This window comes from Polaromonas sp. YR568, from assembly GCF_943369675.1.
Lineage (GTDB): Bacteria > Pseudomonadota > Gammaproteobacteria > Burkholderiales > Burkholderiaceae_C > Polaromonas.
This window is the reverse complement of the sequence record NZ_CALROB020000009.1, coordinates 74,856-100,743: the sequence shown is the minus strand read 5'-3', so window position 1 is coordinate 100,743 and position 25,888 is coordinate 74,856. Positions and strand designations below refer to the sequence as shown.

22 protein-coding genes are annotated in these 25,888 nt (G+C 64.3%); 10 read left to right on the top strand and 12 right to left on the bottom strand.

From position 1 onward, the window contains the following. Positions 1 to 18 precede the first annotated feature (18 nt). The 7 genes from ACLV8F_RS06815 (at position 19) to ACLV8F_RS06785 (ending at position 9,635) form a co-directional block, all read left to right on the top strand. Complete coding sequence (locus ACLV8F_RS06815) at positions 19 to 1,734, top strand: ATP-binding protein (protein ID WP_411883485.1); 1,716 nt, start codon at positions 19 to 21, stop codon at positions 1,732 to 1,734. A gap of 3 nt (positions 1,735 to 1,737) precedes the next feature. After that, positions 1,738 to 3,207: a sigma-54-dependent transcriptional regulator gene (locus ACLV8F_RS06810; protein WP_411883484.1), complete on the top strand. Its 1,470-nt coding sequence runs from the start codon at positions 1,738 to 1,740 to the stop codon at positions 3,205 to 3,207. Continuing rightward, a complete protein-coding gene (gene ampD, locus ACLV8F_RS06805) occupies positions 3,194 to 3,790 on the top strand; it encodes a 1,6-anhydro-N-acetylmuramyl-L-alanine amidase AmpD (RefSeq protein ID WP_411883483.1) in 597 nt (198 codons plus the stop codon). Before ACLV8F_RS06810 ends, ampD begins: the two co-directional genes overlap by 14 nt. A 443-nt stretch (positions 3,791 to 4,233) precedes the next feature. Then, positions 4,234 to 7,143 carry a ribonucleoside-diphosphate reductase subunit alpha gene (locus ACLV8F_RS06800; RefSeq protein ID WP_411883482.1) on the top strand — a complete coding sequence of 970 codons (2,910 nt, stop codon included), beginning with the start codon at positions 4,234 to 4,236 and terminating at the stop codon, positions 7,141 to 7,143. A gap of 134 nt (positions 7,144 to 7,277) precedes the next feature. Then, positions 7,278 to 8,504 carry a ribonucleotide-diphosphate reductase subunit beta gene (locus tag ACLV8F_RS06795; RefSeq protein ID WP_411883481.1) on the top strand — a complete coding sequence of 409 codons (1,227 nt, stop codon included), beginning with the start codon at positions 7,278 to 7,280 and terminating at the stop codon, positions 8,502 to 8,504. A gap of 195 nt (positions 8,505 to 8,699) precedes the next feature. Beyond that, a complete protein-coding gene (locus ACLV8F_RS06790) occupies positions 8,700 to 9,164 on the top strand; it encodes a histone H1-like DNA-binding protein (RefSeq protein ID WP_411877994.1) in 465 nt (154 codons plus the stop codon). Positions 9,165 to 9,314: 150 nt separating this feature from the next. Continuing rightward, entirely contained in the window at positions 9,315 to 9,635 is a 321-nt protein-coding gene (locus ACLV8F_RS06785; protein WP_411883480.1) for a DUF167 domain-containing protein, read from the top strand. A gap of 10 nt (positions 9,636 to 9,645) precedes the next feature. Here the strand turns inward: ACLV8F_RS06785 and ACLV8F_RS06780 are convergent, their stop codons facing one another. From ACLV8F_RS06780 to ACLV8F_RS06750, 7 genes are all read right to left on the bottom strand, one after another. After that, positions 9,646 to 10,548, bottom strand: a complete 903-nt coding sequence (locus tag ACLV8F_RS06780) for a carbohydrate kinase family protein (protein WP_411883479.1) — start codon at positions 10,546 to 10,548, stop codon at positions 9,646 to 9,648. A gap of 18 nt (positions 10,549 to 10,566) precedes the next feature. Next, a complete protein-coding gene (locus ACLV8F_RS06775) occupies positions 10,567 to 11,685 on the bottom strand; it encodes a DUF3426 domain-containing protein (RefSeq protein WP_411883478.1) in 1,119 nt (372 codons plus the stop codon). A gap of 73 nt (positions 11,686 to 11,758) precedes the next feature. Next, a complete protein-coding gene (prmA, locus tag ACLV8F_RS06770; RefSeq protein ID WP_411883521.1) occupies positions 11,759 to 12,643 on the bottom strand; it encodes a 50S ribosomal protein L11 methyltransferase in 885 nt (294 codons plus the stop codon). A gap of 24 nt (positions 12,644 to 12,667) precedes the next feature. After that, on the bottom strand, positions 12,668 to 14,017 hold the full coding sequence (accC, locus tag ACLV8F_RS06765; RefSeq protein WP_411877990.1) for an acetyl-CoA carboxylase biotin carboxylase subunit: 1,350 nt from the start codon (positions 14,015 to 14,017) through the stop codon (positions 12,668 to 12,670). A 42-nt stretch (positions 14,018 to 14,059) separates the two neighbouring features. Further along, on the bottom strand, positions 14,060 to 14,515 hold the full coding sequence (gene accB, locus ACLV8F_RS06760) for an acetyl-CoA carboxylase biotin carboxyl carrier protein (RefSeq protein WP_411883477.1): 456 nt from the start codon (positions 14,513 to 14,515) through the stop codon (positions 14,060 to 14,062). 344 nt (positions 14,516 to 14,859) lie between these two features. After that, positions 14,860 to 15,426, bottom strand: coding sequence for a TlpA disulfide reductase family protein (locus ACLV8F_RS06755; RefSeq protein ID WP_411883476.1), 567 nt, complete (start codon positions 15,424 to 15,426; stop codon positions 14,860 to 14,862). Further along, positions 15,423 to 16,034 (bottom strand): hypothetical protein, encoded by a 612-nt coding sequence (locus ACLV8F_RS06750; protein ID WP_411883475.1) that lies wholly within the window; start codon positions 16,032 to 16,034, stop codon positions 15,423 to 15,425. Before ACLV8F_RS06750 ends, ACLV8F_RS06755 begins: the two co-directional genes overlap by 4 nt. Positions 16,035 to 16,186: 152 nt before the next feature. On the opposite strand from ACLV8F_RS06750, the gene mpl reads away from it, so the two are divergent. Next, positions 16,187 to 17,614 (top strand): UDP-N-acetylmuramate:L-alanyl-gamma-D-glutamyl-meso-diaminopimelate ligase, encoded by a 1,428-nt coding sequence (gene mpl / locus ACLV8F_RS06745; RefSeq protein ID WP_411883474.1) that lies wholly within the window; start codon positions 16,187 to 16,189, stop codon positions 17,612 to 17,614. Between the two features lie 32 nt (positions 17,615 to 17,646). Here the strand turns inward: mpl and ACLV8F_RS06740 are convergent, their stop codons facing one another. The 5 genes from ACLV8F_RS06740 to rodA all read right to left on the bottom strand — a co-directional run bounded on the left by ACLV8F_RS06740 (position 17,647) and on the right by rodA (position 23,077). Continuing rightward, on the bottom strand, positions 17,647 to 17,958 hold the full coding sequence (locus ACLV8F_RS06740) for a hypothetical protein (RefSeq protein ID WP_411883473.1): 312 nt from the start codon (positions 17,956 to 17,958) through the stop codon (positions 17,647 to 17,649). An 83-nt stretch (positions 17,959 to 18,041) separates the two neighbouring features. After that, complete coding sequence (locus ACLV8F_RS06735) at positions 18,042 to 19,166, bottom strand: 3-deoxy-7-phosphoheptulonate synthase (RefSeq protein WP_411883472.1); 1,125 nt, start codon at positions 19,164 to 19,166, stop codon at positions 18,042 to 18,044. Between the two features lie 261 nt (positions 19,167 to 19,427). Further along, a complete protein-coding gene (gene tldD, locus ACLV8F_RS06730) occupies positions 19,428 to 20,951 on the bottom strand; it encodes a metalloprotease TldD (RefSeq protein WP_411883471.1) in 1,524 nt (507 codons plus the stop codon). A gap of 76 nt (positions 20,952 to 21,027) precedes the next feature. Further along, on the bottom strand, positions 21,028 to 21,909 hold the full coding sequence (locus tag ACLV8F_RS06725; RefSeq protein ID WP_411883470.1) for an NAD(P)-dependent oxidoreductase: 882 nt from the start codon (positions 21,907 to 21,909) through the stop codon (positions 21,028 to 21,030). Between the two features lie 13 nt (positions 21,910 to 21,922). Beyond that, positions 21,923 to 23,077, bottom strand: coding sequence for a rod shape-determining protein RodA (gene rodA, locus ACLV8F_RS06720; protein WP_411883469.1), 1,155 nt, complete (start codon positions 23,075 to 23,077; stop codon positions 21,923 to 21,925). A 52-nt stretch (positions 23,078 to 23,129) separates the two neighbouring features. Here rodA and ACLV8F_RS06715 point away from each other — a divergent pair, with 52 nt between their 5' ends. Further along, positions 23,130 to 23,726, top strand: a complete 597-nt coding sequence (locus tag ACLV8F_RS06715) for a YqiA/YcfP family alpha/beta fold hydrolase (protein ID WP_411883468.1) — start codon at positions 23,130 to 23,132, stop codon at positions 23,724 to 23,726. Positions 23,727 to 23,793: 67 nt separating this feature from the next. Then, complete coding sequence (locus ACLV8F_RS06710; protein WP_411883467.1) at positions 23,794 to 25,854, top strand: ribonuclease catalytic domain-containing protein; 2,061 nt, start codon at positions 23,794 to 23,796, stop codon at positions 25,852 to 25,854. Positions 25,855 to 25,888 lie beyond the last annotated feature (34 nt).

The window sequence follows — 25,888 nt, the reverse complement described above, 5'->3', positions numbered from 1 at the left end:
AGTGTTCGCAGGCCCTAGATGAACACGCCCTCCCACTGGTTTGAGACGGGCGACAAGGGCTCAAGCACCTGGGAAACCTCGCACGAGCTGGGGTCGTTCGGCCGCCTGTGGCACGCGTTCATGACGGCGCGCGTGGCCATCGCGACCGTGCTGGTGATCCTGCAGGCATTTATCTACGCGCTGGGCAACATCACCAACCGGTGGTCCATCGCGGTCTGCATCGCCTACCTGTTCGCCACACTGGCCGTGCGCCTGTGGGCCAAGCCGCGGCCGCCCGGCAGCACCTTCGACGCGCAGTGGCTGTCGACCATCGGCGTGGACGTGATCACTTTTTCGACACTGAACTTCCTGCAGTCCGGCGGCATCAACTACACCCCGCTGTTCGCGCTGCCGGTGTTGCTGTCGTCCATCCTCGGGCCGATTTTGCTGGCCTTCGGGACAGCCGCCAGCGTGACGCTGCTGCTGCTGGCCGACGCCTGGTGGAACTGGCTGCAGGGGCTCGGGGATCCCAATGCGCGTTTCCTGCAGTCTGGCCTGAGCGGCTCCGGCTTCTTCCTGGTGGCGCTGCTCGCCAATCATCTGGCCTTGCGCCTGGCCAGGGAAGAGCAGTTGGCCAAACGCAGCCAGTCCGCCGCGCGCATGCAAACGCAGGTGAACGAACTGGTGATCGAAGCCCTGGCCGACGGCGTGCTGGTGGTTGACATCAACGGCATCGTGCGCTCGCTCAACCCGGCGTCCCGGCGCCTGCTGACGGCCGGCGATGCCGTGCGCAGCGCGCCCTTCATCCTGGCCGGGGAGGCCGCCTGGCGGTCGCTGGCCGAACTGATGCACCGCACCTTCGCAGAGCAATTGCCGCAGGAAGCCGACGTCAGCCTGGACGCTCCCAGCGGCCACACCCGGCGGCTGCACGTGCGCACGCGGCTGGCCGCCTCGCCCAACGGCACGCATGAAAGCCTGTGCGTGATGTTCCTGGAAGACCTGCGTGAAATGGAAGCGCGTGTGCGGACCGAAAAAATGGCCGCCATGGGCCGCATGTCGGCGGCGGTGGCCCATGAAATCCGCAATCCCCTGGCGGCCATCTCGCAGGCCAATGCATTGCTCGAAGAAGACTTGCAGGACGCCGGACACCGGCAACTCACCGCCATGGTCAGGCAGAACGCGCAGCGTCTGGCCCATATCGTGGACGAGGTGCTGAATATCTCGCGTGCCCAGGCGCAACTGCCTGCCGCGCAAACCAGCACCCTGCCGCTGGACGACTCCGTCGGGAAAATCGCCGACGACTGGGCCGGGCAGACCTCGGCTTCGGGCCGCATGCGCGTCACGTTTGATTCGGACAATGCCGTGGTCGGTTTTGAGCCGGAGCATTTGCGCCGCCTGATGATCAACCTGCTGGACAACGCCCTGCGCTACGCCAGCGATTCCGCCCATGCGATCGACATCGCGACCCAGGTGGTGACGCCGGGGCAGGCGCGCCTGTCCGTCTGGAGCGACGGGCAACCGCTGGAGCAGACCGTTCAGACGCACCTGTTCGAGCCTTTTTTCTCATCGGAAAGCCGCTCCAGCGGCCTGGGCCTCTATATATGCCGTGAATTGTGCGAGCGCTACGGCGCCCTGATCGGCTACCAGCGGGTGCAGCGGGACGGCATCGACGGCAACGAGTTTTTTGTCATGTTCAGGTCCTCCCCGCAGTTCCCGAACACGCCCTCGCCGTCTTTTGCCACAATGCCCACCTGAACCATGAGCATGCAAACCCCCGTCCCCCAGCAAGCCCGCATCCTGGTCATCGACGACGAACCGGACCTGCGGACGCTGTATGAGCTGACCCTGCTCAGGGAAGGCTACCGGGTGGAGGCGGCCGGCGACCTGTCGCAGGCACGTCAGCAGCTCAGCGAGAACCGCTTCGATGCCGTCATCACCGACATGCGGCTGCCGGACGGCCTGGGCCTGGAGTTGCTGCGCGACATGGTCACCCAGCAGCGCCCCGAACGCTGCGTCGTCATCACGGCGCACGGTTCCGCCGAAAACGCCGTCGAAGCCCTCAAGGCCGGCGCCTTCGACTACCTGACCAAGCCGGTGGACCTCAAGCAATTCCGCAGCGTGGTGGCCTCGGCCGTGCAAGGCACGAAGCAAACGGCGCCCGTACCCGTGCCGTCGGCGGCCAAGGCCGAACGCGCCGCGCCGGACGCCGGCATCGCGCCCCTGGCACTGGCCCCGGCGCCGGCCGCCGAGGCCCCGCCCATCCTGAAGAAACTGGTCGGTGAATCGGCCGTCATGCGCGCCGTCAAGTCACGCATCGTCAAGGTGGCCGGCAGCATGGCGCCAGTGCTGATCCAGGGAGAGTCAGGCACCGGCAAGGAACTGGTCGCGCGCGCGGTGCACGGCTGCAGCCACCGCGCGGCCGGCCCTTTTGTGGCGGTCAACTGCAGCGCCATTCCCGAGAATTTGCTGGAAGCCGAATTTTTCGGCGCGCGCAAGGGCGCCTACACCGGCTCCACGCAAGACAGGCAGGGCTACTTCCAGGCGGCCAAAGGCGGCACCCTGTTTCTCGACGAGATCGGCGACCTGCCGCTGGCCATGCAATCCAAGCTGCTGCGGGCCATCCAGGAGCGCACCGTGCGGCCGCTGGGCTCCGCGCAGGAAGACACGGTGGACGTGCGCATCGTCAGCGCCACCCACAAAGACCTGGCGGCCGAAGTCCAGGCCGGGACCTTCCGCCAGGATCTTTACTACCGGCTCAACGTGATCGAGATTCTCGTTCCGGCCTTGCGCGAACGCAGGGAAGACCTGCCCGCGCTGTGCAAAGCCCTGCTGGGCAGGATCTGCCAGGAGTCCGGCTTCGCGATACCCGAACTCACGGATGCCGTGATGGAACAGCTGCGCGCGCTGCCCTTCAACGGCAATGTCCGGGAACTCGAGAACACCCTGCACCGGGCGGTGGCGCTCGGCGAAGGCAGCGAGCTGCATTTCGACGCCCCCGTTGAAGAACATGTCGCCGTTCCGGAAAACCTGCAGGATTACCTGGACCGGCAGGAACGCAGCATCCTCACCAAGGTACTGCTTGAAACCGGGTTCAACCGCACCGCTGCGGCCTCCAGGCTGGGTCTGAGCCTTCGCCAGATCCGTTACCGCATCGCCCGCCTGAACATCGTGACGCCGGGCAGCGACGACCCCGCCGACAGCCTTGACGCCGCCGATGAGCCCGCCTGAAAACCAGGCGGCCGCCCAGCCCCTGTGGCGGGACGGCTGGTATCGCTACGCGCGCGCGCTGGCATCGCCCAATTTCGGCCCACGGCCCCAGCGCGCGCAGGTCGACCTCGTTGTCATCCACTCCATCAGCCTGCCGCCGGGTGAGTTCGGCAACGGCAACGTGCAGCGCCTCTTCACCAACCAGCTCGACTGGGAAGCTCACGCTTACTTCCAGGGCATTCGCGGCCTGCAGGTTTCATCGCACTTCTTCATTGCCCGCTCGGGCGACTTGTGGCAGTTTGTCGGCTGCGGCGACCGGGCCTGGCATGCCGGGGAATCGCATTACCGCGGGCGCGGCAACTGCAACGACGACTCCATCGGCATCGAGCTCGAAGGCCTGGAAGGAAGCACGTTTGAAGCGCCGCAGTACGAGACCCTTGCAGGTCTGTGCGCCGCGTTGCTGCAGGCCTGGCCCATCGCCCACATCGCGGGGCACGAGCACATCGCGCCCGGCCGCAAGCAGGATCCCGGCCCGGGCTTCGACTGGCCTTTGCTGGAAGGCGCGCTGGCCTTGCCTCCTCGGTATTTTCCCGAAGGTGTTTGACGCCGCACTGCACAAAACCACACCGCAGTGGTGCGCTTTGCCGCCCGGAATTTCCCGGCATTTTTACCGCGCCAATATGGGCTTGCGTTAGCGGGGCAAAGCCTGCAAAAGCCCGCGCCGCAGCGTTGCATGGCCGTCCAAAGCCTGATGGAATCAGGCTTTGCCGTGAGCTTGAAGCATCCATGCGAAGGCGTGAGAACAGTGTCCGCAACGGGGCGTAAAAAGCCACAAAACGTAACGGTGCATTCATAGGGCGATACACTACCTGTAGTGGCTTGTATTCCCCCAGTACCCTAGGTATAGTGTCTAAGCCCTAATTCAGTTTGATGTAATTCGGGCCCCGGCGGCGAGGAATTGGTTCATGCTTTTGAACGCCTCACGCCAAAACGGATTGCCCGGAACAGCACATCAAGCCAGTCACAAAACAAAGCAAAGAGGAAGTCATGCAAACAGCACAGCACGCAGTGCCCGCAACGTCCAGCGTTGCCGCGAGCAACCCGGCAACAGGCGATACCAACACCCAGTCCAATCCCCTGGCCCATTACCAGATCATTCGCCGCAACGGCGGCGTGGTGCCCTTCGAGCCCAACAAGATCGCCGTGGCCATGATGAAGGCCTTCCTGGCCGTTCACGGCACGCAAGGCGCGGCCTCCGCGAGTGTTCGCGAAACGGTTGACGGCCTGACCCAGGCGGTCATCCGCGCCCTGATGCGTTCGCGCCCGGGCGGCGGCACCTTTCATATAGAAGACGTGCAGGACCAGGTCGAGCTCGGCCTGATGCGCGGCGGCCACCACGAGATTGCCCGCGCCTATGTGCTGTACCGCGAAAAGCGCACGCAGGAGCGCGCGCGCCAGCCGCAAAGCCAGGCGCCTGCCGCCCCCCTGATCCACGTGACCGACCGCGGCAACCGCGTCGCCCTGGACATCCGCAACCTGCAGGCCCTGATTGAAGCGTCCTGCGCCAACCTGGGCGCCGACGTCAAGCCCGACCCCATCGTTGCGGAAACCATGCGCAACCTCTACGACGGCGTCCCCATCGACGAGGTCTACAAGGCGTCCATCCTGGCGGCGCGCACCCTGATCGAAAAAGACCCCGACTACACCTACGCCACCGCGCGCCTGCTGATGCACACCATCCGCCGCGAAGTGCTGGGCGAGGAAGTCAACCAGGCAGACATGGCCATCCGCTATGCCGAATACTTCCCGCAATTCATCGCCAAGGGCGTGCAGAACGAACTGCTCGACGAAAAGCTGCAGCAGTTCGACCTGGCCCGCCTGGGCGCGGCGCTCAAGCCCGAGCGCGACCTGAAATTCGACTACCTCGGCCTGCAGACCCTGTTTGACCGCTACTTCCTGCACGTGCGCAAGCAGCGCATCGAGTTGCCCCAGGCTTTCTTCATGCGCGTGGCCATGGGCCTGTCGCTCAACGAGATCAACCGCGAAGAGCGCGCCATCGAGTTCTACGAAATCCTGTCGTCCTTCGACTTCATGTCGAGCACGCCCACCCTGTTCAATGCCGGCACCCTGCGTTCGCAGCTGTCGTCCTGCTACCTGACCACGGTCGCCGACGACCTGGGCGGCATCTACGACGCCATCAAGGAAAACGCCCTGCTGTCCAAATTTGCCGGCGGCCTGGGCAATGACTGGACGCCCGTGCGCGCCCTGGGCGCCCACATCAAGGGCACCAACGGCGAATCGCAAGGCGTCGTGCCTTTCCTCAAAGTCGTCAACGACACGGCCGTCGCCGTGAACCAGGGCGGCAAGCGCAAGGGCGCCGTCTGCGCGTACCTGGAAACCTGGCACCTGGATATCGAAGAGTTCCTGGAACTGCGCAAGAACACCGGCGACGACCGCCGCCGCACGCACGACATGAACACCGCCAACTGGATTCCCGACCTCTTCATGCGCCGCGTGATGGAAAAAGGCAGCTGGACGCTGTTCTCGCCGTCCGACACGCCGGACCTGCACGACAAGTTCGGCAAGGACTTCGAAAAAATCTACACCGCCTACGAAGCCAAGGCCGAGCGCGGCGAGATCAAGCCTTCCCGCAAGCTGCAGGCCACCGACATGTGGCGCAAGATGCTGTCGATGCTGTTTGAGACCGGCCATCCCTGGATCACCTTCAAGGACGCCTGCAACGTGCGCTCGCCGCAGCAGCACGCCGGCGTCGTGCACTCCTCCAACCTGTGCACCGAGATCACGCTGAACACCAGCGACACCGAAACCGCCGTCTGCAACCTCGGCTCGGTCAACCTCGTCCAGCACCTGAAGGACGGCGCGGTCGACCACGAAAAGCTCAAGAAGACCATCACCACGGCCATGCGCATGCTGGACAACGTGATCGACATCAACTACTACGCCGTCAAGAAGGCCCGCGACTCCAACATGCGCCACCGCCCCGTGGGCCTGGGCATCATGGGTTTCCAGGATTGCCTGTATGAACTGCGCGTGCCCTACGCCTCGCAGGAAGCCGTCGAGTTCGCCGACAAGTCCATGGAAGCCGTCTGCTACCACGCCTACTGGGCCTCCACCGAGCTGGCCAAAGAGCGCGGCAAGTACGCCAGCTACAAGGGCTCGCTCTGGGACAAGGGTATCCTGCCGCTGGACACGCTGGACATGCTGGCCGAGCAGCGCGGCGGCTACGTCGAAGTCGACCGCTCCGCCACGCTGGACTGGGAAGCCCTGCGCAAGAAGATCGCCCAGGACGGCATGCGCAACTCCAACTGCGTGGCCATCGCCCCGACCGCCACCATCTCCAACATCATCGGCGTGGACGCCTGCATCGAGCCCTGCTTCGGCAACCTCTCGGTCAAGTCCAACCTGTCCGGCGAATTCACGGTCATCAACCATTACCTGGTGCGCGACCTGAAACGCCTGAACCTGTGGGACGACGTGATGGTGGTGGACCTCAAGCACTTTGACGGCTCGCTGCGCCCCATCGACCGCGTGCCGCAGGACGTCAAGGCGCTGTACGCCACGGCCTTCGAAGTGGAAACCTCCTGGATCGTGGAAGCGGCCGCGCGCCGCCAGAAATGGATTGACCAGGCGCAGTCGCTCAATATCTATATGGCCGGCGCCTCGGGCAAGAAGCTCGACGACACCTACAAGCTGGCCTGGCTGCGCGGCCTGAAGACCACCTACTACCTGCGCACGCAGAGCGCGACGCACGCCGAGAAATCGACCGTGACCGCGGGCAAGATGAACTCGGTGGCGTCCAGCACCACGACCGCTCCGAGCGGCATGAGCGCACTCGAAGCAGCGGCCGCCGCGGCGCAGATGCAGATGAGCGCAACGCCCGCCACCGACATCAAGTTCTGTGCGATCGATGATCCAGGTTGCGAGGCCTGCCAATAAAAAAATACACCGGATCGCGCGGCCACCGGCAGCGCGATTCGATGTATATGAGCAACACAATTTTGTAGCGATGTGAATGAACACTTTTCATTTTGTATCGCTGCTTTCATAATCCCACAGTATTGGAAACCTCTATGTTGACCTGGGACGAAGAAGTCAAACCATCGTTGCAAACATCTCATAACAGCGGCTCGCCTGAAAGCCGCTCGATGGAACTTCCGCCTCTTTCTTTTAACGCTGTTGAGCAACCCCAGGCGCAAGTGCGCATGCTCAACGACGGCGCCTTCGCACCTGCGCAAGCCGCGGCCCCTGCGGCCCCCGTCTCTGCCGAGCCCGCCAAGGCCCAGCGCGTCAAAGCTTCCGACAAACGCATCATCAACGGCCAGACCGACGTCAACCAGCTGGTGCCGTTCAAATACAAATGGGCCTGGGAGAAATACCTCGCCACCTGTGCCAACCACTGGATGCCGCAGGAAGTGAACATGACGCGCGACATCGCGCTCTGGAAAGACCCGAACGGCCTGACCGAAGACGAACGCCGCCTGGTCAAGCGCAACCTGGGTTTCTTCGTGACCGCCGACTCCCTGGCCGCCAACAACATCGTGTTGGGCGCCTACCGCCACATCACGGCGCCCGAGTGCCGCCAGTTCCTGCTGCGTCAGGCTTTCGAAGAAGCCATCCACACCCACGCTTACCAGTACATCACCGAGTCGCTGGGCCTGGATGAAGCCGAGATCTTCAACGCCTACAACGAAGTGCAGTCGATCAAGGACAAGGACCAGTTCCTGATTCCTTTCATTGAAGTCATCTCCGACCCGCACTTCAAGACCGGCACCACCGAGGCCGACCAGACCCTGCTCAAGTCGCTGATCGTCTTCGCCTGCCTGATGGAAGGCCTGTTCTTCTACGTCGGCTTCACGCAGATCCTGGCGCTGGGCCGCCAGAACAAGATGACCGGCGCCGCCGAGCAGTACCAGTACATCCTGCGCGACGAGTCCATGCACTGCAACTTCGGCATTGACCTGATCAACCAGCTCAAGCTCGAGAACCCGCACCTCTGGACGGCCGAGTTCAAGGCCGAGATCAAGGCCTTGTTCATGAAGGCCGTCGAACTGGAATACCGCTACGCCGAAGACACCATGCCGCGCGGCGTGCTCGGCCTCAATGCCTCCATGTTCAAGGGCTACCTGCGCTACATCGCCAACCGCCGCGCCACGCAGATCGGGCTTGAAACTCTCTTCCCCAACGAGGAAAATCCCTTCCCGTGGATGAGCGAAATGATCGACCTGAAAAAAGAGCGCAACTTCTTCGAAACCCGCGTGATCGAGTACCAGTCCGGCGGTGCCCTTTCCTGGGATTGATTGAACAGACGCTCAAGACATACCAACAATGATTTCTAGAATTGCAATGACCAATGACAGCGCCGCAGAGTGCGCGTTGGGCTTTGCTCCTGTGTTCGCGGCGCTGGGCCCGGTTTATCCGGGGCCCAACGCCGTGAATCGCTTTACGTACTCCAACCGTGAAGTGCTCTTTGCAACGTGATCAAGGAGAAAACTATGGCAACTGCGAAAAAAACTGCGGCTAAAAAAGCTGCTCCGAAGAAAGCCCCTGCTAAAAAAGTAGCGGCTAAGAAGGCTCCTGCTAAAAAAGTAGCAGCGAAAAAAGCTCCGGCTAAAAAAGCTCCAGCGAAAAAAGTAGCGGCCAAGAAGCCAGCTGCGAAAAAATCGCCAGCGAAAAAGCCAGCAGCCAAGAAGGTAGCGGCCAAGAAGCCAGCAGCGAAGAAAGCTGCAGCCAAAAAGCCAGCAGCCAAGAAGGCCGCGAAAAAGGTAGCGAAGAAACCAGCGGCCAAGAAAGCCGCTGCGAAGAAGCCTGCCGCCAAGAAAGCAGCGAAGAAGCCCGCTGCGAAGAAAGCCGCGAAAAAACCTGCTGCCAAAGCACCCGCTGTAGCGGCTGCCCCTGCGGCTCAGACGACTCTGAACCCGCAAGCTGCCTGGCCGTTTCCGACAGCCAGCAAGCCGTAAGCAGTAAGGTATTTCTGCTTGGAGCCCGATATCGAAAGATGTCGGGCTTTTTTCATGCCCGAGCTGTTCTACCCAACTGCTGGTTGCCCCCAAACCTCATTTGCCGCCATGACCCCATCCGCGCCATTGCCCGACCTTCCCTTTCTGAGAATGGAAAAGAACGGGGACGTGCTGGTCGACGTGCACCTGGTGCCGAATGCCGCCAAAACACAAGCCGTGGGCCTGTATGGCGAAGCCGGCCAGCAGGCGCTGCGCCTGCGGTTGAATGCGCCGCCCATGGACGGCAAGGCCAACCAGGCGCTGGTCAAATGGCTCGCCGGTTGCCTGGGCGTCCCGCAGCAGGCGGTCACACTGGCGCGCGGAGACACTTCCAGGCGCAAGCAGCTGCGCGTGAGCGCCGCGGCGGCCGGCCGGGCCAGTTGGGACGAATTGGTGAAAGCGGCGGCGGGCAAGGACGTCCACCCAGACTGACGAACGACGCTCAGCCCGCGATTTGCGCGGCAGTCAGTGTGTAGTTCTGGCCGCCGCGTGTCGCTATCTTAAGCGCGCCGACCCGGTTGCCCAGCGCCGCACAGCGCGCCAGCGGCCAGCCCTGCTCCAGGCCGAACAGCAACGCGCCGCGAAAGGCGTCGCCGCAACCGGTCGGGTCCACCACGGCCTCAGCCTTGACCGGCGGCACCACGGTTTTTTCGCCGTCAATCCAGACTTCACAGCCTTCGGCGCCCAGCGTCACCACCAGGCCCTGCACGCGTTTGGACAATTCGGCACACGACAGGCCGGTGCGGTCGCAGAGCATTTTGGCTTCGTAATCGTTCACCGTCACCCAGGTTGCCAGCTCGACGAAATGCGAAAGCTCCTTGCCGTCGAACATGGGCAGGCCCTGGCCCGGGTCGAACACAAAGGGAATACCGGCCGCCTTGAACTGCTCGGCATGCTGCAGCATGGCGTCGCGCCCGTCGGGCGAGATGATGCCCAGCTTGATATCGGCGCGCGCTTCTATGCGGGTGACATGGGCCTGCATCATCGCGCCGGGATGGAAAGCCGTGATCTGGTTGTTGTCGCGGTCGGTCATGATCATGGCCTGCGCTGTGTAGGTGTCGCCGACCTGGCGCACGAACTCGGTGCTGATGCCCAGGGTGTTCATGCGCTCCACGTACTCGGCGCCGTCGGTGCCGACCGTCGCCATCGGCAGGGCCTTGCCGCCCAGTTGCCGCAGGCTGTAGGCGATGTTGCCGGCGCAACCGCCGAATTCGCGGCGCAGCGCCGGCACCAGGAAGGACACGTTGAGGATGTGCAGTTGATCGGGCAGGATCTGCTCGGAAAACCGCCCCTCAAAAGTCATGATGGTGTCAAAAGCCAGGGAGCCACAAATCACAGCGGACATTGAATTTTCTCGTTTCAGTCAGGGATAAAAAGCCAGGACGCGATAACCCGCCACCCGCAGGGATGGAGGCGCGGAGGAAGCTGAGGATGCGGAGGCGCCGGCATCGCCGGAGACTTTCATGATGACCAGGCCCGCCAGTTCGGACTGGGCCGCCAGCGTGGCGGCCCTGGCGCCAAACTGCGCCGGCGCCAGGACGCGGCGCACCACCGCCTGGTCCTGCGTGTCGGTCAGGGAAACTTCCAGCGAAGGCATTTCCAGGGGCGTCACGCCGGTATTCTTGAGGGTGAAGCTCAGGCGGTAGGCGTCGGGGCCGATGCGGTTGAAGGTGGAGCTGTCGATCACCAGCGACTCGATATGGCGGGGCGGGCGGATTTCGCAGTGCAGCGGCGCGCACAGCGCCTGCAGCGCGGGAAGCAGCCGCGGCTCCAGTGCCGCCAGCGTGTTTCTTTGCTGGACCGCCCATTGCCCAACCAGCGTGGCCAGCAGCAGCAAGGACAGCAGGGCCAGCGACCAGCGCGTCAGCGGCCTTCTCCAGAAGGCCTTGCGCCGCGCGTCCCGCACAAACGACACGTCATGCTCCACCGGCCGACCCGGCATGCCGGAATCAACGTCGGAATAGTCGAAGCTGGAATCGTCCTCAATGACGGCCTCGCGCAGCATGGCCGGCTGGCGTGGCGGTGGTTCGTCGGGCAGCGATTCAGCGGGCAGCTCCAACGGGTCGTGCTGGCGCTCCTGCTGCACCCGCTTCCAGCGCGCGGGGTCAAAGTCCGCCGCGCTGTCCTGGGCATCGTTCCGGCCGGAACTGGGGGGCCGCAGCGGCGCCCTGTCGGCAAATGAGCGGGCCGGCGCCCATTCCTCGGAAGGAATGTCTACCGGCGGCTTTTCGGGAGGCAGGCTTTGGGGCTCGGTGGGCGCGTCAAACCCTGGAAGGGGTGCGGCCGTGGTATCGGGCACCGTGTCGAGCAACGCGGCGGCGGGCGCGGTCAGCGAAGACATGTCGCGCGGCAACAGATGGACCGACGCGTCAAAAACTTCGGCGCAATGCCCGCATCGCACCCAGCCTTGTGAGACTTTGAGTTGGTCGGTCACGACTTTGAACATCGTGCCGCATGCGGGGCAGCGCGTAATCAGGCTCATTTAGCGCTGTATTGTAGGGGGCGGGGCCGCCGCTGACGGCCCGAAAACCGCGGTACCTGCGGCGAAGACCGGCTCAGAAGCCGGCGGTCATCAGTATCCAGCCCTCTTGCGCGTCATGCACGGTGAGCTGGCAATACGGTGCGTAAGCCTCTTTCAGCTCTTCAGCCTGGCGATCCAGGATGCCGGCGAGCACGAGGTGGCCACCCTTTTCGACGTGCGCGCACAGCAGCGGCGCCAGCACCTTGAGCGGCGTGGCCAGGATGTTGGCCAGCACGGTGTGGTATTCACCGGATGCTTTTTCGGGCAGCCCGGCATTGAGCACCACATGGTTGGCCTCGGCATTGGCGCGCGTCGATTCGACGGCGGCCGGATCAATGTCGACGGCGTCGATATCGGTAGCACCAAACTTTGCCGCGCCTATCGCCAGGATGCCCGAACCACAGCCGTAGTCCAGCACACGGCCCAGGTCGTTACCGGCCCGGCCGGCAATCCAGCGCAGGCACATGCGTGTGGTCGGATGGGTGCCGGTGCCGAAGGCCAGGCCCGGGTCGAGGCGAATCACCTGTTTGGCTTCGGCCGGCGGCTCATGCCAGGTCGGCACGATCCAGAATTCGGGTGTGATGTCCACCGGTTCGAACTGCGACTGCGTCAGGCGCACCCAGTCCTGCTCGGGTACGGCCTGGATGGCGACCACACTGCAACCCGCAAAAAAATCCTGGGCCGCCAGCACCCGGGCCGCGTCGCGCGCCAGGGCTTCAGTGGAAAACAGCGAGACGATGCGGGAGCGCTCCCAGCCCGGCTTGGGCGGCGGCATGTCGGGCTCGCCGAACAAAGCCTGCTCGGCGGGTGTCTGGGCGTCGGCGTCTTCCACCGACACGCTGAGCGCATCCAGCGCGTCCAGCCCCTCGCTGAGGGTTTCGACTTCGTCGACGGGGGCCAGCAGGATCAGTTCAAACAAGCTCATTACGCGCTCGGGCAGCGTTCAGCGCTCACGTTTGGACAGCCACTCTTCCAAGTAGTGGATGTTCGTGCCGCCATCCATGAACTTGGCGTCCACCATCAGTTCGCGGTGCAGCGGGATGTTGGTGTTGATGCCTTCGACCACGGTTTCGGCCAGCGCCGTGCTCATGCGGGCCAAGGCCTGCTCGCGCGTGTCGCCGTGGACGATGATCTTGCCGATCATGGAGTCGTAGTTGGGCGGCACGAAGTAGTTGGCGTAAATGTGCGAATCCACCCGCACGCCCGGCCCGCCCGGCGTGTGCCAGGTCGTGATGCGGCCCGGCGAGGGAACGAACTTGTAGGGGTCTTCCGCGTTGATGCGGCATTCGATGGAATGGCCCTTGAGCTCGATGTCGCGCTGGGCGAAAGGCAGTTTTTCGCCGGCCGCCACCATGATCTGGGTGCGTACGATGTCCACGCCGGTGATCCATTCGGTGACCGGATGCTCCACCTGCACGCGGGTGTTCATCTCGATGAAGTAGAACTCGCCGTTTTCGTAGAGGAACTCGAAGGTGCCCGCGCCGCGGTAGCCTATCTTCTTGACGGCCGCGACGCAGCGCTCGCCGATGCGCTCGATCAGCTTGCGCGGAATGCCGGGCGCCGGAGCCTCTTCAATGACTTTCTGGTGGCGGCGCTGCATGGAGCAGTCGCGCTCGCCCAGCCAGACCGCGTTTTTGTGCTGGTCGGCCAGGATCTGGATTTCGATGTGCCGCGGGTTCTGCAGGAATTTCTCCATGTAGACCTCGGGGTTGCCGAAGGCCGCGCCGGCTTCGGCCTTGGTGGTCTGCACCGCGTGCAGCAGGGCCGCCTCGGTGTGCACAACGCGCATGCCGCGCCCGCCGCCGCCGCCCGCCGCCTTGATGATGACAGGGTAGCCGACCTGCTTGGCGGTGCGCTTGATGACGACCGGGTCGTCAGGCAAGGCGCCTTCGGAGCCGGGCACGCAGGGCACGCCGGCCTTGATCATGGTCTGCTTGGCCGAGACCTTGTCGCCCATGATGCGGATGGACTCCGGCGAAGGGCCGATGAACTTGAAGCCGCTTTTTTCCACCCGCTCGGCGAAGTCGGCGTTCTCGCTCAGGAAACCGTAGCCGGGGTGGATGGCTTCGGCGTCCGTCACCTCGGCCGCCGAGATGATGGCGGGCATGTTGAGGTAGCTGTCCTTGGAGGGCGCCGGGCCTATGCAGACCGATTCGTCCGCCAGCTTGATGTATTTCGCTTCGCGGTCGGCCTCGGAATAGACCATCACGGCCTTGACGCCGAGTTCGCGGCAGGCGCGCTGGATGCGCAAGGCGATCTCCCCGCGGTTGGCGATCAGTATTTTCTTGAACATGCGTCGGTAAGCCTGGTTTGAAAAGGAGGCGCTGCGCCCCGCTTATTCAATGATGAAGAGGGGTTGGCCGTATTCGACAGCCTGGCCGTTTTCCGAAAGGATCTTGGTGACCGTGCCCGACTTGTCGGCTTCGATCTCATTGAGGATCTTCATCGCCTCGATGATGCAGATGGTCTCGCCTTCCTTCACCACGCTGCCGAGTTCAACAAAAGGCTTGGCGCCGGGGCTGGCCGAGCGGTAGAAGGTGCCCACCATGGGCGACTTGACGGCATGGCCGGCGGGGGCCGCAGGCGCCGCGTCGGCGGCTGGGGCGGCGGGCGCGCCGGCCACAGGGGCGGCGGCAGGAGCTGCTACCATGGCAACCGGCTGCTGCATCACGACGGGAGCGCCGCTGGATTTGACGATACGCACCTTGCCTTCGGCTTCGGTGATCTCCAGCTCGGAGACGTTGGACTCCGAGACGAGGTCGATCAGGGTCTTGAGTTTTCTTAAATCCATGGGTTCTCTCCAACGACGGTAGATGCTGGCGCGGGATCTCGGCGCAGCTTTTGACTGAAAGGCCGGAAACGGGAGGCACTTGACGTGGCGACCGATCTTCCTTCTTTTTTCACTTATTCTCTGCTTTTACGCTTTAAAGCGCGTATCAGTTAATTACTGCAGGGACCAGCCAAGCGGCTTGGCCCTGGAAAGCGCAGAGTGTACATCAAGCCGGAGGCCATTCCAAACCGTACAGCGGGTGGCTCTCATCCCTGGAAATTGCTCCCAAGCGTGCTGTTAGGACCCTGTTCCCGGTTGTTGCCGGATTTTTCCACGCAACATGGCGGCCAGGCACTACACAGACGCTAGACGAGTTTGGCCCACAGCGCCAGGTCTTCCGGCAGCACCTTGCCAACCTTGCGGTGTAGCAGTTCACCCGAAGCGCTGAACACCGCCGTGAAGGGCAGGCTACCGGCGATGTTACCCAGCGACTTGCTGAGTTCGGTCCCACTCAGGCCGGCCATGCCGACCGGAAAATGCAGCGGTTTGGCTTGCAGCCAGTTGCGCACAGCGGTGGGCTGGTCCACGGCCAAACCCAGCACTTGCAGGTTTTTGTCGCGATTTTCCTGGTAGAAGTAATCCAATAAAGGCAATTCCTCGACACAAGGCGGGCACCAGGTGGCCCAGAAGTTGACCAGCAACAGCTTGCCGCGAAAACTGCTCATGGACAGGTTCTTGCCGTCCGGCGTGTCAAAGCTCAGGCTCCAGAAGGCGTCGGAGGCGCTCCCTCCGGTACCTATTGCCCCGGCAGCGGAAGCGGCCGGAGCTGCCACCTCCACCTGGTGCGGCTGGAATTTCCACCAGGCCACGGTGGCGCCCGCCAAGCCGGCCACGGCGGCGGCAGTGCCATAAAGCATGTTTCTGCGGTTCACGTGTTGGGAACTCCGGGTTGGGTATTCACTAATTTTTGCACCGCGGCGAGGTCGCCCCGCGGCGTTCGGCCCTTGGCGTCCGGCCTCAGGGCGCCGCGCAGGTCGTCGTGGTCATAGACCATCAGGTGCACACCTACGGTTTCGTTCAAAGGTTTGCACACACTTCGCAGGCTCAGCGCTTCCACGCTGTCGCCGGTAAAACCGGTCACGGTGCGCGGCTCGTAGTCCACATTGTGCTCAATCAGCGCGATCTCGGCCGATTTGGGGTCATCGCAGAAAAGCTGGATGTAAATATCGGACAGCCGCGTGGCCGTGCCGTGCCAGACGGCGCCGCCCAGGTAGGGCCGGAACTGCGCCAGGCGCTCCATCCAGACCAGGGCCAGCTCCCGCAGGGCCGCCAGTTCGGCCGGCTGGGAGTCGGCGCAGAACAGCGCGATGTATTCGCGCACTGCGTCTTCGAGTTCGTCGTTGCCGGGCAGTTCGGTACGGGCCGGCAGCGCCATCTGTTTGACGGCGCGGCGCTTGGCGGGGCCGTATTCCAGCCCTTCTTCAACCACCAGCGCGGCAGCGGTGGCGGCAATTTCGGATTTGAGGGTATGTGGGGTCAAGGTCGGCAGGCCTGGAGGCGAAGAAGATACGGGAGCGGCGAAGCAATTGTGCCCGGTTAGGCCTTCGCAAGCTCCTAAAGTTCAGCCCCCAGCGCGGCAGCCCGCCCCGGCGCCAGAGGACTGGCGGAACGCCCTGCCTAGAATACAGGCCCATGCACATACATATTCTGGGAATCTGCGGCACTTTTATGGGCGGCCTGGCCGCCCTGGCGCGGGAGGCCGGGCACAAAGTCACGGGTTGCGACACCGGCGTCTACCCGCCCATGAGCGACCAGCTGCGCGGCCTTGGCATCGAGTTGATCGAGGGCTACGGCGCCGACCAGATGGCGTTTGAGCCCGACGTGTTCGTTGTCGGCAACGTGATCTCACGCGCCCGGCTGGCCGACGGAACGCCCAAATACCCGCTGATGGAAGCCATCCTGAACAGCGGCAAACCCTATACCAGCGGCCCGCAATGGCTGTCAGGCCACGTCCTTCACCACCCCACCCACCACGCGACCGGCCCGCGCCATGTACTGGCTGTGGCCGGCACGCACGGCAAGACCACCACCACGGCCATGCTGGCCTGGATCCTGGAGCACGCCGGGCTGCAGCCGGGTTTCCTGGTCGGCGGCGTGCCGCTCAATTTCGGCGTCTCGGCCCGCCTGGGCGCGGGCAACACCTTTGTGATCGAGGCCGACGAGTACGACACGGCGTTTTTCGACAAGCGCAGCAAGTTCGTGCACTACCGGCCGCGCACCGCCGTGCTGAACAACCTGGAGTTCGACCACGCCGACATCTTTGACGACCTGGCGGCCATAGAGCGGCAGTTCCACCACCTGGTGCGCACGGTGCCTTCACAGGGTCGCGTGGTCGTCAACGCCGCCGAAGCCAGCCTGCAGCGCGTGCTGGCCCAGGGATGCTGGAGTGAGCAGTTGCTCTTCGGAAACGGTTTGCTGAACAAAGCCGGCTTCACGGCCCACGGCGAGCCACACGACTTTCACGTACTCAAGGGCGGTGAAGCCGTGGCCCATGTGCAGTGGGGCATCAGCGGCGTGCACAACCAGCTCAACGCGCTGGCTGCGATTGCCGCGGCCGAGCACGTGGGCGTGGCGCCGGAAGCCGCGGCCCGCGCGCTGGCGGCGTTCCAGAACGTCAAGCGCCGCATGGAAGTTCGCGGCGTGATCCCGCGCAAGGGCGGCGACATCACGGTGTACGACGACTTCGCCCACCACCCCACCGCCATCCACACCACGGTGGACGGCCTGCGCCGCCAGCTGCAAAGCGCCGGCCGGGGCGCCGAGCGCATCCTCGCGATCTTCGAGCCGCGCAGCAACACCATGAAACTGGGCGCCATGACGGCCCAACTGCCCTGGAGCCTGGAGCAGGCCGACCTGGCTTTCTGCCATGCAGGCGGGTTGGATTGGGACGCGCGCGCGGCGCTGGCGCCCATGGGCGAACGCGCCCAGGTGGCCGGCACCATTGACCAGCTGCTTGAGCAAGTCAAGGCGGCGGCCCGGCCTGGCGACCATCTGCTGTGCATGAGCAATGGGGGATTTGGCGGGATTCACGCCAAATTGCTGGAAGCGCTCAAGGCCTGAGTCTTTCCCTGGAGCTCCTGGGGCTCTACTAATTAATAGGTGATGCTGAGCGTGGCCACGTTGATGTGCACGACGGGCTTGGCCAGCGCCGCGCTGGTCGCGCGGGCAAACTCTTGCGCCCATTTGGCCTCGGCGAACTTCGCCGGCCCGGCCGCCTGGGCCACCACCACGACCTTGTCGGCCGTCAGCAGCTTGCCGGTGGGCCGCAGCGGCTCGCAGCCCATCTGCGTGAACTGGTCGTCCAGCCACCCCCTTGCCACGTCGTGCGGCATGGGCTGCACTTCATTGAGGTCCAGCCGCACGGACGGGCTGTCCTTGAAGCTCACACTGACTTCGCTGCGCATGATGTGCTCCTGGTCAAGGCCCATGGTCGGCGACTTGCGGGTGTGGCGGCTATTCGCACAAACCCGCAGGTGCTAGCCGGTCCTTATTTGCCGGCGCGGCGCTTGAGCACGGCGGCCGACAGGATTTCCAGCACGTCCAGGGAATCGTTCCAGCCCAGGCAGGCGTCGGTGATGCTCTTGCCGTATTCCAGCGCTTTCGAGTCGTCCTTGCCGGGGGTGAATTTCTGCGCGCCGGCATTGAGGTGGCTTTCCACCATCAGGCCGAACACATTGCGCGAGCCTCCAGCCACCTGGCCGGCGATGTCGCGCGCCACCTCGACCTGCTTTTCGTGCTGCTTGGAGCTGTTGGCGTGGCTGCAGTCCACCATCAGCGTGGCCGGCAGCTTGGAGGCTTCCAGTTCCTTGCAGGCGGCCGCGACGCTGGCCGCGTCGTAGTTGGGCGCCTTGCCGCCGCGCAGGATCACGTGGCAATCCTTGTTGCCGTTGGTCTGCACGATGGCGACCTGGCCGTTTTTATGCACCGACAAAAAGTGGTGGCCGCGCGCCGCCGCCTGGATGGCGTCGGTGGCGATGCGGATGTTGCCGTCGGTGCCGTTCTTGAAGCCTATGGGCGCCGACAGGCCCGAGGCCAGTTCGCGGTGCACCTGGCTTTCAGTGGTGCGCGCGCCAATCGCGCCCCAGGAGATCAGGTCGCCGATGTACTGCGGTGAGATCACGTCCAGGAACTCGCTGCCGGCCGGCAGGCCCAGGCGGTTGATGTCGATCAGCAGCTGGCGCGCAATGCGCAGGCCCTCGTCGATGCGGAAGGTTTCATCGAGGTAGGGGTCGTTGATCAGCCCCTTCCAGCCCACGGTGGTGCGCGGTTTTTCGAAGTAGACGCGCATCACGATTTCCAGCGTGCCTTCGTATTTTTTGCGCTGCTCGACCAGCTTGCGGGCGTATTCCAGCGCCGCCATGGGGTCGTGGATGGAACACGGGCCGACGACGACCAGCAGGCGGTCGTCCGTGCCCTGGATGATGTTGTGGATACCCTGGCGGGTCTTGCTGATCAGCGTCTCGACGGCGGTGCCGCGGATCGGGAAAAAGCGGATGAGATGCTCGGGAGGGGGTAGCACGGTGATGTCCTTGATGCGTTCGTCGTCGGTCTGGCTGGTTTTTTCGACGGTCGCATACCAGTTGTCGCTGGCGGAGGTGGCTTTGGCATTCATCGCAGTTTTCCTTTTCTTTCGGGATATCAATCAGGCGTCAGGAGTCGGGAGTCACAAATCAGGTCATTGAGGAATTGAACGGGCAAAAAAAAACCGCCGGAGGCCGGCGGTTTTTGGAGAATCGGTGCGTTTTATCGGGTCACGCCTTGATCTCTCTACCGCCGGAAGCGCTTGAGAACCAAAAGTAACCAAAATAAAACTTGGCGGAATTCATAAGCTGGAATGTAGCACAGGTCTGAAAAGCGTCCGAAACAGCCCGGTTCAGGCCGTTCCGCCCACGGTCAGGCCGTCAATGCGCAAGGTCGGCTGGCCCACGCCCACCGGCACGCTCTGGCCTTCCTTGCCGCAGGTACCTACACCGCTGTCCAGCGCCATGTCGTTGCCCATCATGGTGACGCGGGTCAGCGCGTCCGGGCCGTTGCCGACAATCGTCGCACCCTTGACGGGGTAAAGAATTTTGCCGTTTTCAACCCAGAAGGCTTCGCTGGCCGAGAACACGAACTTGCCCGAGGTGATGTCGACCTGGCCGCCGCCGAAGTTGGTGGCGTACAGGCCCTTTTTGATGCTGGCCACGATTTCCTCGGGCTGCTTGTCGCCGCCCAGCATGTAGGTGTTGGTCATGCGCGGCATGGGCACGTGGGCGTAGCTTTCGCGCCGGCCGTTGCCGGTGGGCTTGACCTTCATCAGGCGCGCATTCAGCGAATCCTGGATGTAGCCCTTCAGGATGCCGTCTTCGATCAACACATTGCGCTGGCTGGCGTTGCCCTCGTCGTCGACGTTGAGCGAGCCGCGGCGGTCGGCAATCGTGCCGTCGTCCAGCACCGTGACGCCCTTGGCCGCCACGCGCTGGCCGATCTTGCCGGAAAACGCGCTGGAGCCCTTGCGGTTGAAGTCACCTTCCAGGCCATGGCCTATGGCCTCGTGCAACAGGATGCCGGGCCAGCCCGAGCCCAGCACCACCGTCATTTCACCGGCCGGCGCGGGGCGCGCGTCGAGGTTGGTCAAGGCGGCTTTCACCGCGTCGTTCACGTATTCGGCGATCTGTGCGTCGTCAAAATACGCCAGGCCGAAACGGCCGCCGCCGCCGCCCGAGCCGACTTCGCGCCGGCCTTTCTGCTCGGCGATCACCGTCACGCTCAGGCGCACCAGCGGGCGCACGTCAGCGGCCAGCGTGCCGTCGGCGCGCGCCACCATCACCACGTCGTATTCGCTGGCCAGGCCGGCCATGACCTGCACGATGCGCGGATCCTTGGCCTTGGCGAGCTTTTCCACTTTTTCGAGCAGGTGGACTTTGGCCGTGCTGTCCAGCGTGGCGATGGGGTCCAGGCCCTGGTAGAGCGAGCGGCTGCCGGCAATGCGGCTGGCCGGTGTCTTGACGCGGGCGCTTTTGCCGCCGGCGGAAATGCTGCGCACCGTGCGCGCCGCGTCGAGCAGCGAAGCTTCGGAAATGTCGTCGGAATAGGCAAAAGCGGTTTTCTCACCGCTGACGGCGCGCACGCCCACGCCCTGGTCGATGCTGAAGGAGCCGGTTTTCACGATGCCTTCTTCCAGGCTCCAGCCTTCGCTGCGGGTGTACTGGAAGTAGAGGTCGGCGTCATCCGCGCCGTGCGAGGTGATTTCACCGAGCGCGCGGCTCAGGTGCGCCTGCGTGAGGCCGAAGGGCGCCAGCAGCAGCTTTTGCGCGATCTCCAGCCGCCCCGAGGTCGACTCCACCGTCGGCCGGGCGGTCGATGAGACCGTGGACTTGTTGGGGGCGGAGGCGGTGGTGGAGCGAAGTGAAGTCATGCGGCCATTGTAGGCAGTCTGCCTCTGCGGCGGGGCGGGTGATGCGCGAGCCGCTGGCGCCGCGGGGTCTTGCCGCTCAGCCGCCTTGTCCGCCCAGGTGCTTGAACAGCGCGGCGTCATCCTCGCCGGCCAGGCCGGCCTTGGCAGACTCGGCAAAGACCTGGCTGGCGCGCTCGCCCAGCGGCCCCTCAAACCCCGCCGCGCGGGCCGCCGCCACGGCCAGCCGGGTGTCTTTTTCCAGCAGGGTGACATGGGCGCGCGGCGCGTAGTCGCCGGCAATCGCCCGGCGCAGGCGGTCCGAGCCTATCCAGCTCTGCCCGCTGGACTGTTCGATCACGTCCAGGGTCTTGCCCAGGTCCAGCCCCAGACGCCCGGCCAGCGCCAAAGCCTCGGCAGCGCCCACCAGGTTGATGCCCGCCAGCAGGTTGTTGACCAGTTTGGTGCGGGCGCCGTCGCCGGGTTTTTCGCTGATGTGGAAGACCCTGGCCGACAAGTCCCGCAGCAAACCGGCCTGTTGTTCGTAGACCGACTGCGCGCAGGCCAGCATCAAACTCATGGAACCGTCGCGCGCCCGGGCCGGGCCGCCCGACATGGGCGTGTCCAGCGTGTGCACGCCGCGTTCGGCCAGCCGTGCGGCGAAGGATTCGACGTCCTCGGGTGCGATCGTCGGGCACAGCATCACAGCATGGCCGGGCTGCAGCATGCGGGCCAGGCCCTGCTCGCCAAACAGCACGTCTTCGGTTTGCGCCGCATCGACGACACAGACGATAAAAGCCTGCGAATCCGCCGGAGCGTCTGCGGGACGGGAGACGGCAGCAGCCCCCAGTTGCACCAGGGCCGCGACCTTGGCCTCGTCGATGTCGCAAACCCGCACATCCCAGCCCTTGGCGAGCAGGTTGGCCGCCATGCCGGCGCCCATATTGCCCACCCCGATCACGGTCACGGTGCGGGCGCTCACGGAGGCGGCCCCTTCAGGACTGCACCAGGCGCTTGGCCTTGGCGATCGACATCAGCATGCCTATGGCCAGGCCCAGCGTGACCATGGCGGTGCCGCCGTAGCTGATAAAGGGCAAGGGCACGCCCACCACGGGCAGGATGCCGCTGACCATGCCCATGTTGACGAAGGCGTAGGTGAAAAAAATCATGGTCAGCGCGCCCGCCAGCAGGCGCGCGAACAAGGTCGGCGCCTCCAGCGCGATGGCCAGTCCGCGCAGGATGAGGAATATAAAGCCGGAGATCAGCATCAGGTTGCCCAGCAGGCCGAATTCTTCGGAATAAGCGGCGAAGATGAAGTCGGTGGTGCGCTCGGGAATGAACTCCAGGTGCGTCTGCGTGCCGGCCATGAAGCCCTTGCCGGTGATGCCGCCCGAACCGATGGCGATCATGCCCTGGATGATGTGAAAACCTTTACCTAGCGGGTCGCGGGACGGGTCCAGCAGGGTGCAGATGCGCTGCTGCTGGTAGTCGTGCAGGACGGGCCAGCGCACGCCGTCGGCGCAGATTTGCGGCTCGAACCACACCACCAGGAAAATGCCGACCAGCCCCAGCACCACCGGCGGCCAGATCAGCTTCCAGCTCAGGCCCGCGAAAAAAATCACCGCCAGGCCGGCGGCCAGCACCAGCAGCGAGGTGCCGAGGTCGGGCTGCTTCATGATCAGGCCCACGGGCACGGCCAGCAGCAGCACGGCGGCCACAAAATCCAGCGGACGCAATTGGCCTTCGCGCTTCTGGAACCACCAGGCCAGCATCAGCGGCATGGCGATCTTGAGGATTTCGCTGGGCTGGATCACCACGCCCACATTGAGCCAGCGCCTGGCGCCTTTTTTGGTCAGCCCGAAGATGGCGACGGCCACCAGCAGGGTCACGCCCACGATGTACAGCGGCACGGCAAAGGCCATCAGGCGCTGCGGCGGCACCTGCGCCACCACAAACATGATGGCGCCGGCAATCAGCATGTTGCGGGCGTGGTCGACAAAACGGCTGCCGTGGTCGTAGCCCGACGAATACATGATCAGCAGGCCGGCGCAGGCCAGCAGGAAGACGGCAAACGCCAGCAAGCCGTCAAAGCCCTGCAACAGCGGCAGCGTTCGTTGGTAAAGGGAGGGTTTGTCGAAAACGGCAGACATCCGGCGATTATCCGCCAGCCCAAAGACCGCGCCCGCCCGTCTACCATGGGGCATGCGCACCACCCACCTGCTTTACCTGCACGGCTTTCGCTCTTCGCCGCAGTCCATGAAAGCCCAAAAAATGGCGGCCATCGTGGCGCAGCGCCACCCGGCCGTGCACTGGTGGTGCCCGCAGCTGCCGCCCTCGCCCGAGGCCGCGCTGCGCGGCGTGTTGGACGAAATCGCCGGCTGGCCGCTTCAGGCCGGCTATGAAAGCCTGGCCGTGGTCGGTTCTTCGCTGGGCGGCTTTTATGCCACCGCCGTGGCCGAGGCTACCGGCTGCAAGGCCGTATTGCTCAACCCGGCCGTGGAACCGGCGCGCGACCTGGCGCGCTACATCGGCGAACAGACCACCTGGCAGAACCCGGATGAGCATTTTTTCTTCGAGCCGCGTTTTGTCGATGAGCTGAAAGCGCAGCACGCCGGGCCGCTCAAGGCGCCGCAAAACTACCTCACCGTCATCGCCAAGGGCGACGAGGTGCTGGACTGGCGCGAAATGGCCGGCCGCTATGCGGGCGCCCACCTGCGCATCCTCGAAGGCGGCGACCATGCGCTGAGCGACTTTGACACGCACCTGCCTGAAATCCTCGATTTCCTGGCGCTGGCCTGAAAGCCGTCCTTGACGGGGGCTGATTACACTAGTCCCAAGTCATCAAAGACACCAAAGGGATCCCGTTTTGTTTGTATTGTTTGAAGAAGCCGGCAAGTTTCTGGCCGGCCGTATTTTGTCCGAGAGCGATGCCTCGCTGCAGGTGGAGCTCGACTCGGGCAAGCGTGTCAAGGTCAAAGGCGTCAACGCCCTGCTGAAGTTTGAGAAACCCTCGCCCGCCGAGCTGATGGCCGCAGGGCAAAAACTCAGTAACGACATCGAGCTCGACCTGGCCTGGGAATTCGCCGGTGAAGGCGAATTCAGCTTCGCCGACCTGGCCCGCGACTACTTCAGCGCCGACGGCAAACCCGCCACGCTGGAGCAGCAGGCCGCCGCGCTGTTCCGCCTCTACGACGCGCCGCACTACTTCCGCCGCGCCGGCAAGGGCCGCTTTAAAAAGGCGCCCGCCGAGATCCTGCAGCAGGCGCTGGCCGCCATCGAAAAGAAAAAGCAGGTGGCGGTGCAGATCACTGTCTGGGCCGAGGAACTGGGCCGCGGCGAATGCCCGGCGCCGGTGCGCGAGCAGCTCTACAAAATCCTCTTCAAGCCCGACAAGAACAGCCCCGAATACAAGGCCGTGGTCGAGGCCTCGCGCGCCACGCACACCGCGCCGCTGGATTTGCTGCAAAAGGCCGGCGCCATCGCCTCGCCCTACCAGTTCCACTGGAAGCGTTTCCTGTTCGAGAACTTCCCCAAGGGCACGGGCTTTCCGGCGCTGCAGGCGCCCGAGATCAAGGACGAACTGCCGCTGGCCGACGTGAAAGCGTTTTCCATCGACGACTCGGCCACCACCGAAATCGACGATGCGCTGTCGGTGCAAGGCCTGGGCAGCGGAACCGTCACGCTGGGCATCCACATCGCCGCGCCCGGCCTGGCCGTGCTGCCCGGCGGCCCGATTGATGCGGTGGGCCGCGCGCGGCTGTCCACCGTCTATATGCCCGGCTACAAGCTGACCATGCTGCCCCACGAGGTCGTTCAAATCTACACGCTGCAGGAAGGCCGCAACTGCCCCGCCCTGTCGCTGTACGTGACGCTCGACGAAGCCACGCTGGAGATCAAGGAAAGCGTGACCCGCCTCGAGCAGGTGCCCATCGTGAGCAACCTGCGCCACGACGTGCTGGACAGCACGTTCACCGAGGCTTTCTTTGAAGCCGCGCAAAGCAGCCCGCCCACCGGCGTGCAGTGGGGCGTGGAGCTGACATTCCTGCACCGGCTCGCCAGGCACCTGAAGGCGCAGCGCGAAATCGCGCGCGGCAAACCCGAAAACTTCAACCGGCCGGACTACAACTTCCGCCTCGACAACCCCACGGGCGGCGAGCCCCAGGGCAATGAGGCCGTCAGCATCAGCACGCGCCAGCGCGGCGCGCCGCTGGACCTGATCGTGGCCGAGGCCATGATCCTGGCCAACAGCACCTGGGGCCAGTGGCTGGCCGAGCACGGCGTGCCCGGCATCTATCGCAGCCAGGCGAGCCTCGCGCCCGGCGTGAAAGTGCGCATGGGCACCAAGGCGCTGCCGCACGCCGGCCTGGGCGTCAAAAGCTACGCCTGGAGCACCTCGCCGCTGCGCCGCTACACCGACCTGGTCAACCAGTGGCAGATCATTGCCTGCACGCGCCACGGCCGCACCGCCGCGCTGGCCGCGCCTTTCAAGCCCAAGGACGCCGAGCTGTTTTCCATCATCTCGGGTTTTGACGCCGCCTACGGCGCCTACAACGGTTTCCAGGCCGGCATAGAGCGTTACTGGACGCTCAAATACCTGCAGCAAAACGGCATCACCGAACTGACGGCCACCGCTTTCAAGGACAACCTGGTGCGCGCCGACGAGCTGCCGCTGGTGCTGGCGGCTGTGGGCGCGCAAGGCCTGCCGCGCGGCGCCAAGGTGCGCGTGCGGCTGGGCGAGATCGACGAGATCACGCTGGATATTTCCGGCACCGTGATCGAGCGGCTGGACGTGGAAATCGACGAGTCGCCCGACCCGTTGAGCGAGGACGACGGTGAATCCGAGATGGCCGCGGGGCCGATCTCGATCGCGGTTGATGTCAATGAGCCACAGGCCGATGCCGCCGTTGCGGCTCCGGCGGCCGGTTGACACCGGATTTCGCGCAGAACCCCCGATAATCCTT

Excerpts from the sequence above, each read along its gene's own strand:
- ACLV8F_RS06815 (WP_411883485.1), top strand. The coding sequence starts at position 19 with ATGAACACGCCCTCCCACTGGTTTGAGACGGGCGACAAGGGCTCAAGC.
- ampD (WP_411883483.1), top strand. The coding sequence starts at position 3,194 with ATGAGCCCGCCTGAAAACCAGGCGGCCGCCCAGCCCCTGTGGCGGGAC.
- ACLV8F_RS06715 (WP_411883468.1), top strand. The coding sequence starts at position 23,130 with ATGCGCACCACCCACCTGCTTTACCTGCACGGCTTTCGCTCTTCGCCG.
- ACLV8F_RS06775 (WP_411883478.1), bottom strand. The coding sequence starts at position 11,685 with ATGAGCCTGATTACGCGCTGCCCCGCATGCGGCACGATGTTCAAAGTC.
- tldD (WP_411883471.1), bottom strand. The coding sequence starts at position 20,951 with ATGACTTCACTTCGCTCCACCACCGCCTCCGCCCCCAACAAGTCCACG.
- mpl (WP_411883474.1), top strand. The coding sequence starts at position 16,187 with ATGCACATACATATTCTGGGAATCTGCGGCACTTTTATGGGCGGCCTG.
- accC (WP_411877990.1), bottom strand. The coding sequence starts at position 14,017 with ATGTTCAAGAAAATACTGATCGCCAACCGCGGGGAGATCGCCTTGCGC.
- rodA (WP_411883469.1), bottom strand. The coding sequence starts at position 23,077 with ATGTCTGCCGTTTTCGACAAACCCTCCCTTTACCAACGAACGCTGCCG.
- ACLV8F_RS06740 (WP_411883473.1), bottom strand. The coding sequence starts at position 17,958 with ATGCGCAGCGAAGTCAGTGTGAGCTTCAAGGACAGCCCGTCCGTGCGG.
- ACLV8F_RS06735 (WP_411883472.1), bottom strand. The coding sequence starts at position 19,166 with ATGAATGCCAAAGCCACCTCCGCCAGCGACAACTGGTATGCGACCGTC.
- ACLV8F_RS06800 (WP_411883482.1), top strand. The coding sequence starts at position 4,234 with ATGCAAACAGCACAGCACGCAGTGCCCGCAACGTCCAGCGTTGCCGCG.
- accB (WP_411883477.1), bottom strand. The coding sequence starts at position 14,515 with ATGGATTTAAGAAAACTCAAGACCCTGATCGACCTCGTCTCGGAGTCC.
- ACLV8F_RS06810 (WP_411883484.1), top strand. The coding sequence starts at position 1,738 with ATGAGCATGCAAACCCCCGTCCCCCAGCAAGCCCGCATCCTGGTCATC.
- ACLV8F_RS06790 (WP_411877994.1), top strand. The coding sequence starts at position 8,700 with ATGGCAACTGCGAAAAAAACTGCGGCTAAAAAAGCTGCTCCGAAGAAA.
- ACLV8F_RS06785 (WP_411883480.1), top strand. The coding sequence starts at position 9,315 with ATGGAAAAGAACGGGGACGTGCTGGTCGACGTGCACCTGGTGCCGAAT.
- ACLV8F_RS06795 (WP_411883481.1), top strand. The coding sequence starts at position 7,278 with ATGTTGACCTGGGACGAAGAAGTCAAACCATCGTTGCAAACATCTCAT.
- ACLV8F_RS06780 (WP_411883479.1), bottom strand. The coding sequence starts at position 10,548 with ATGTCCGCTGTGATTTGTGGCTCCCTGGCTTTTGACACCATCATGACT.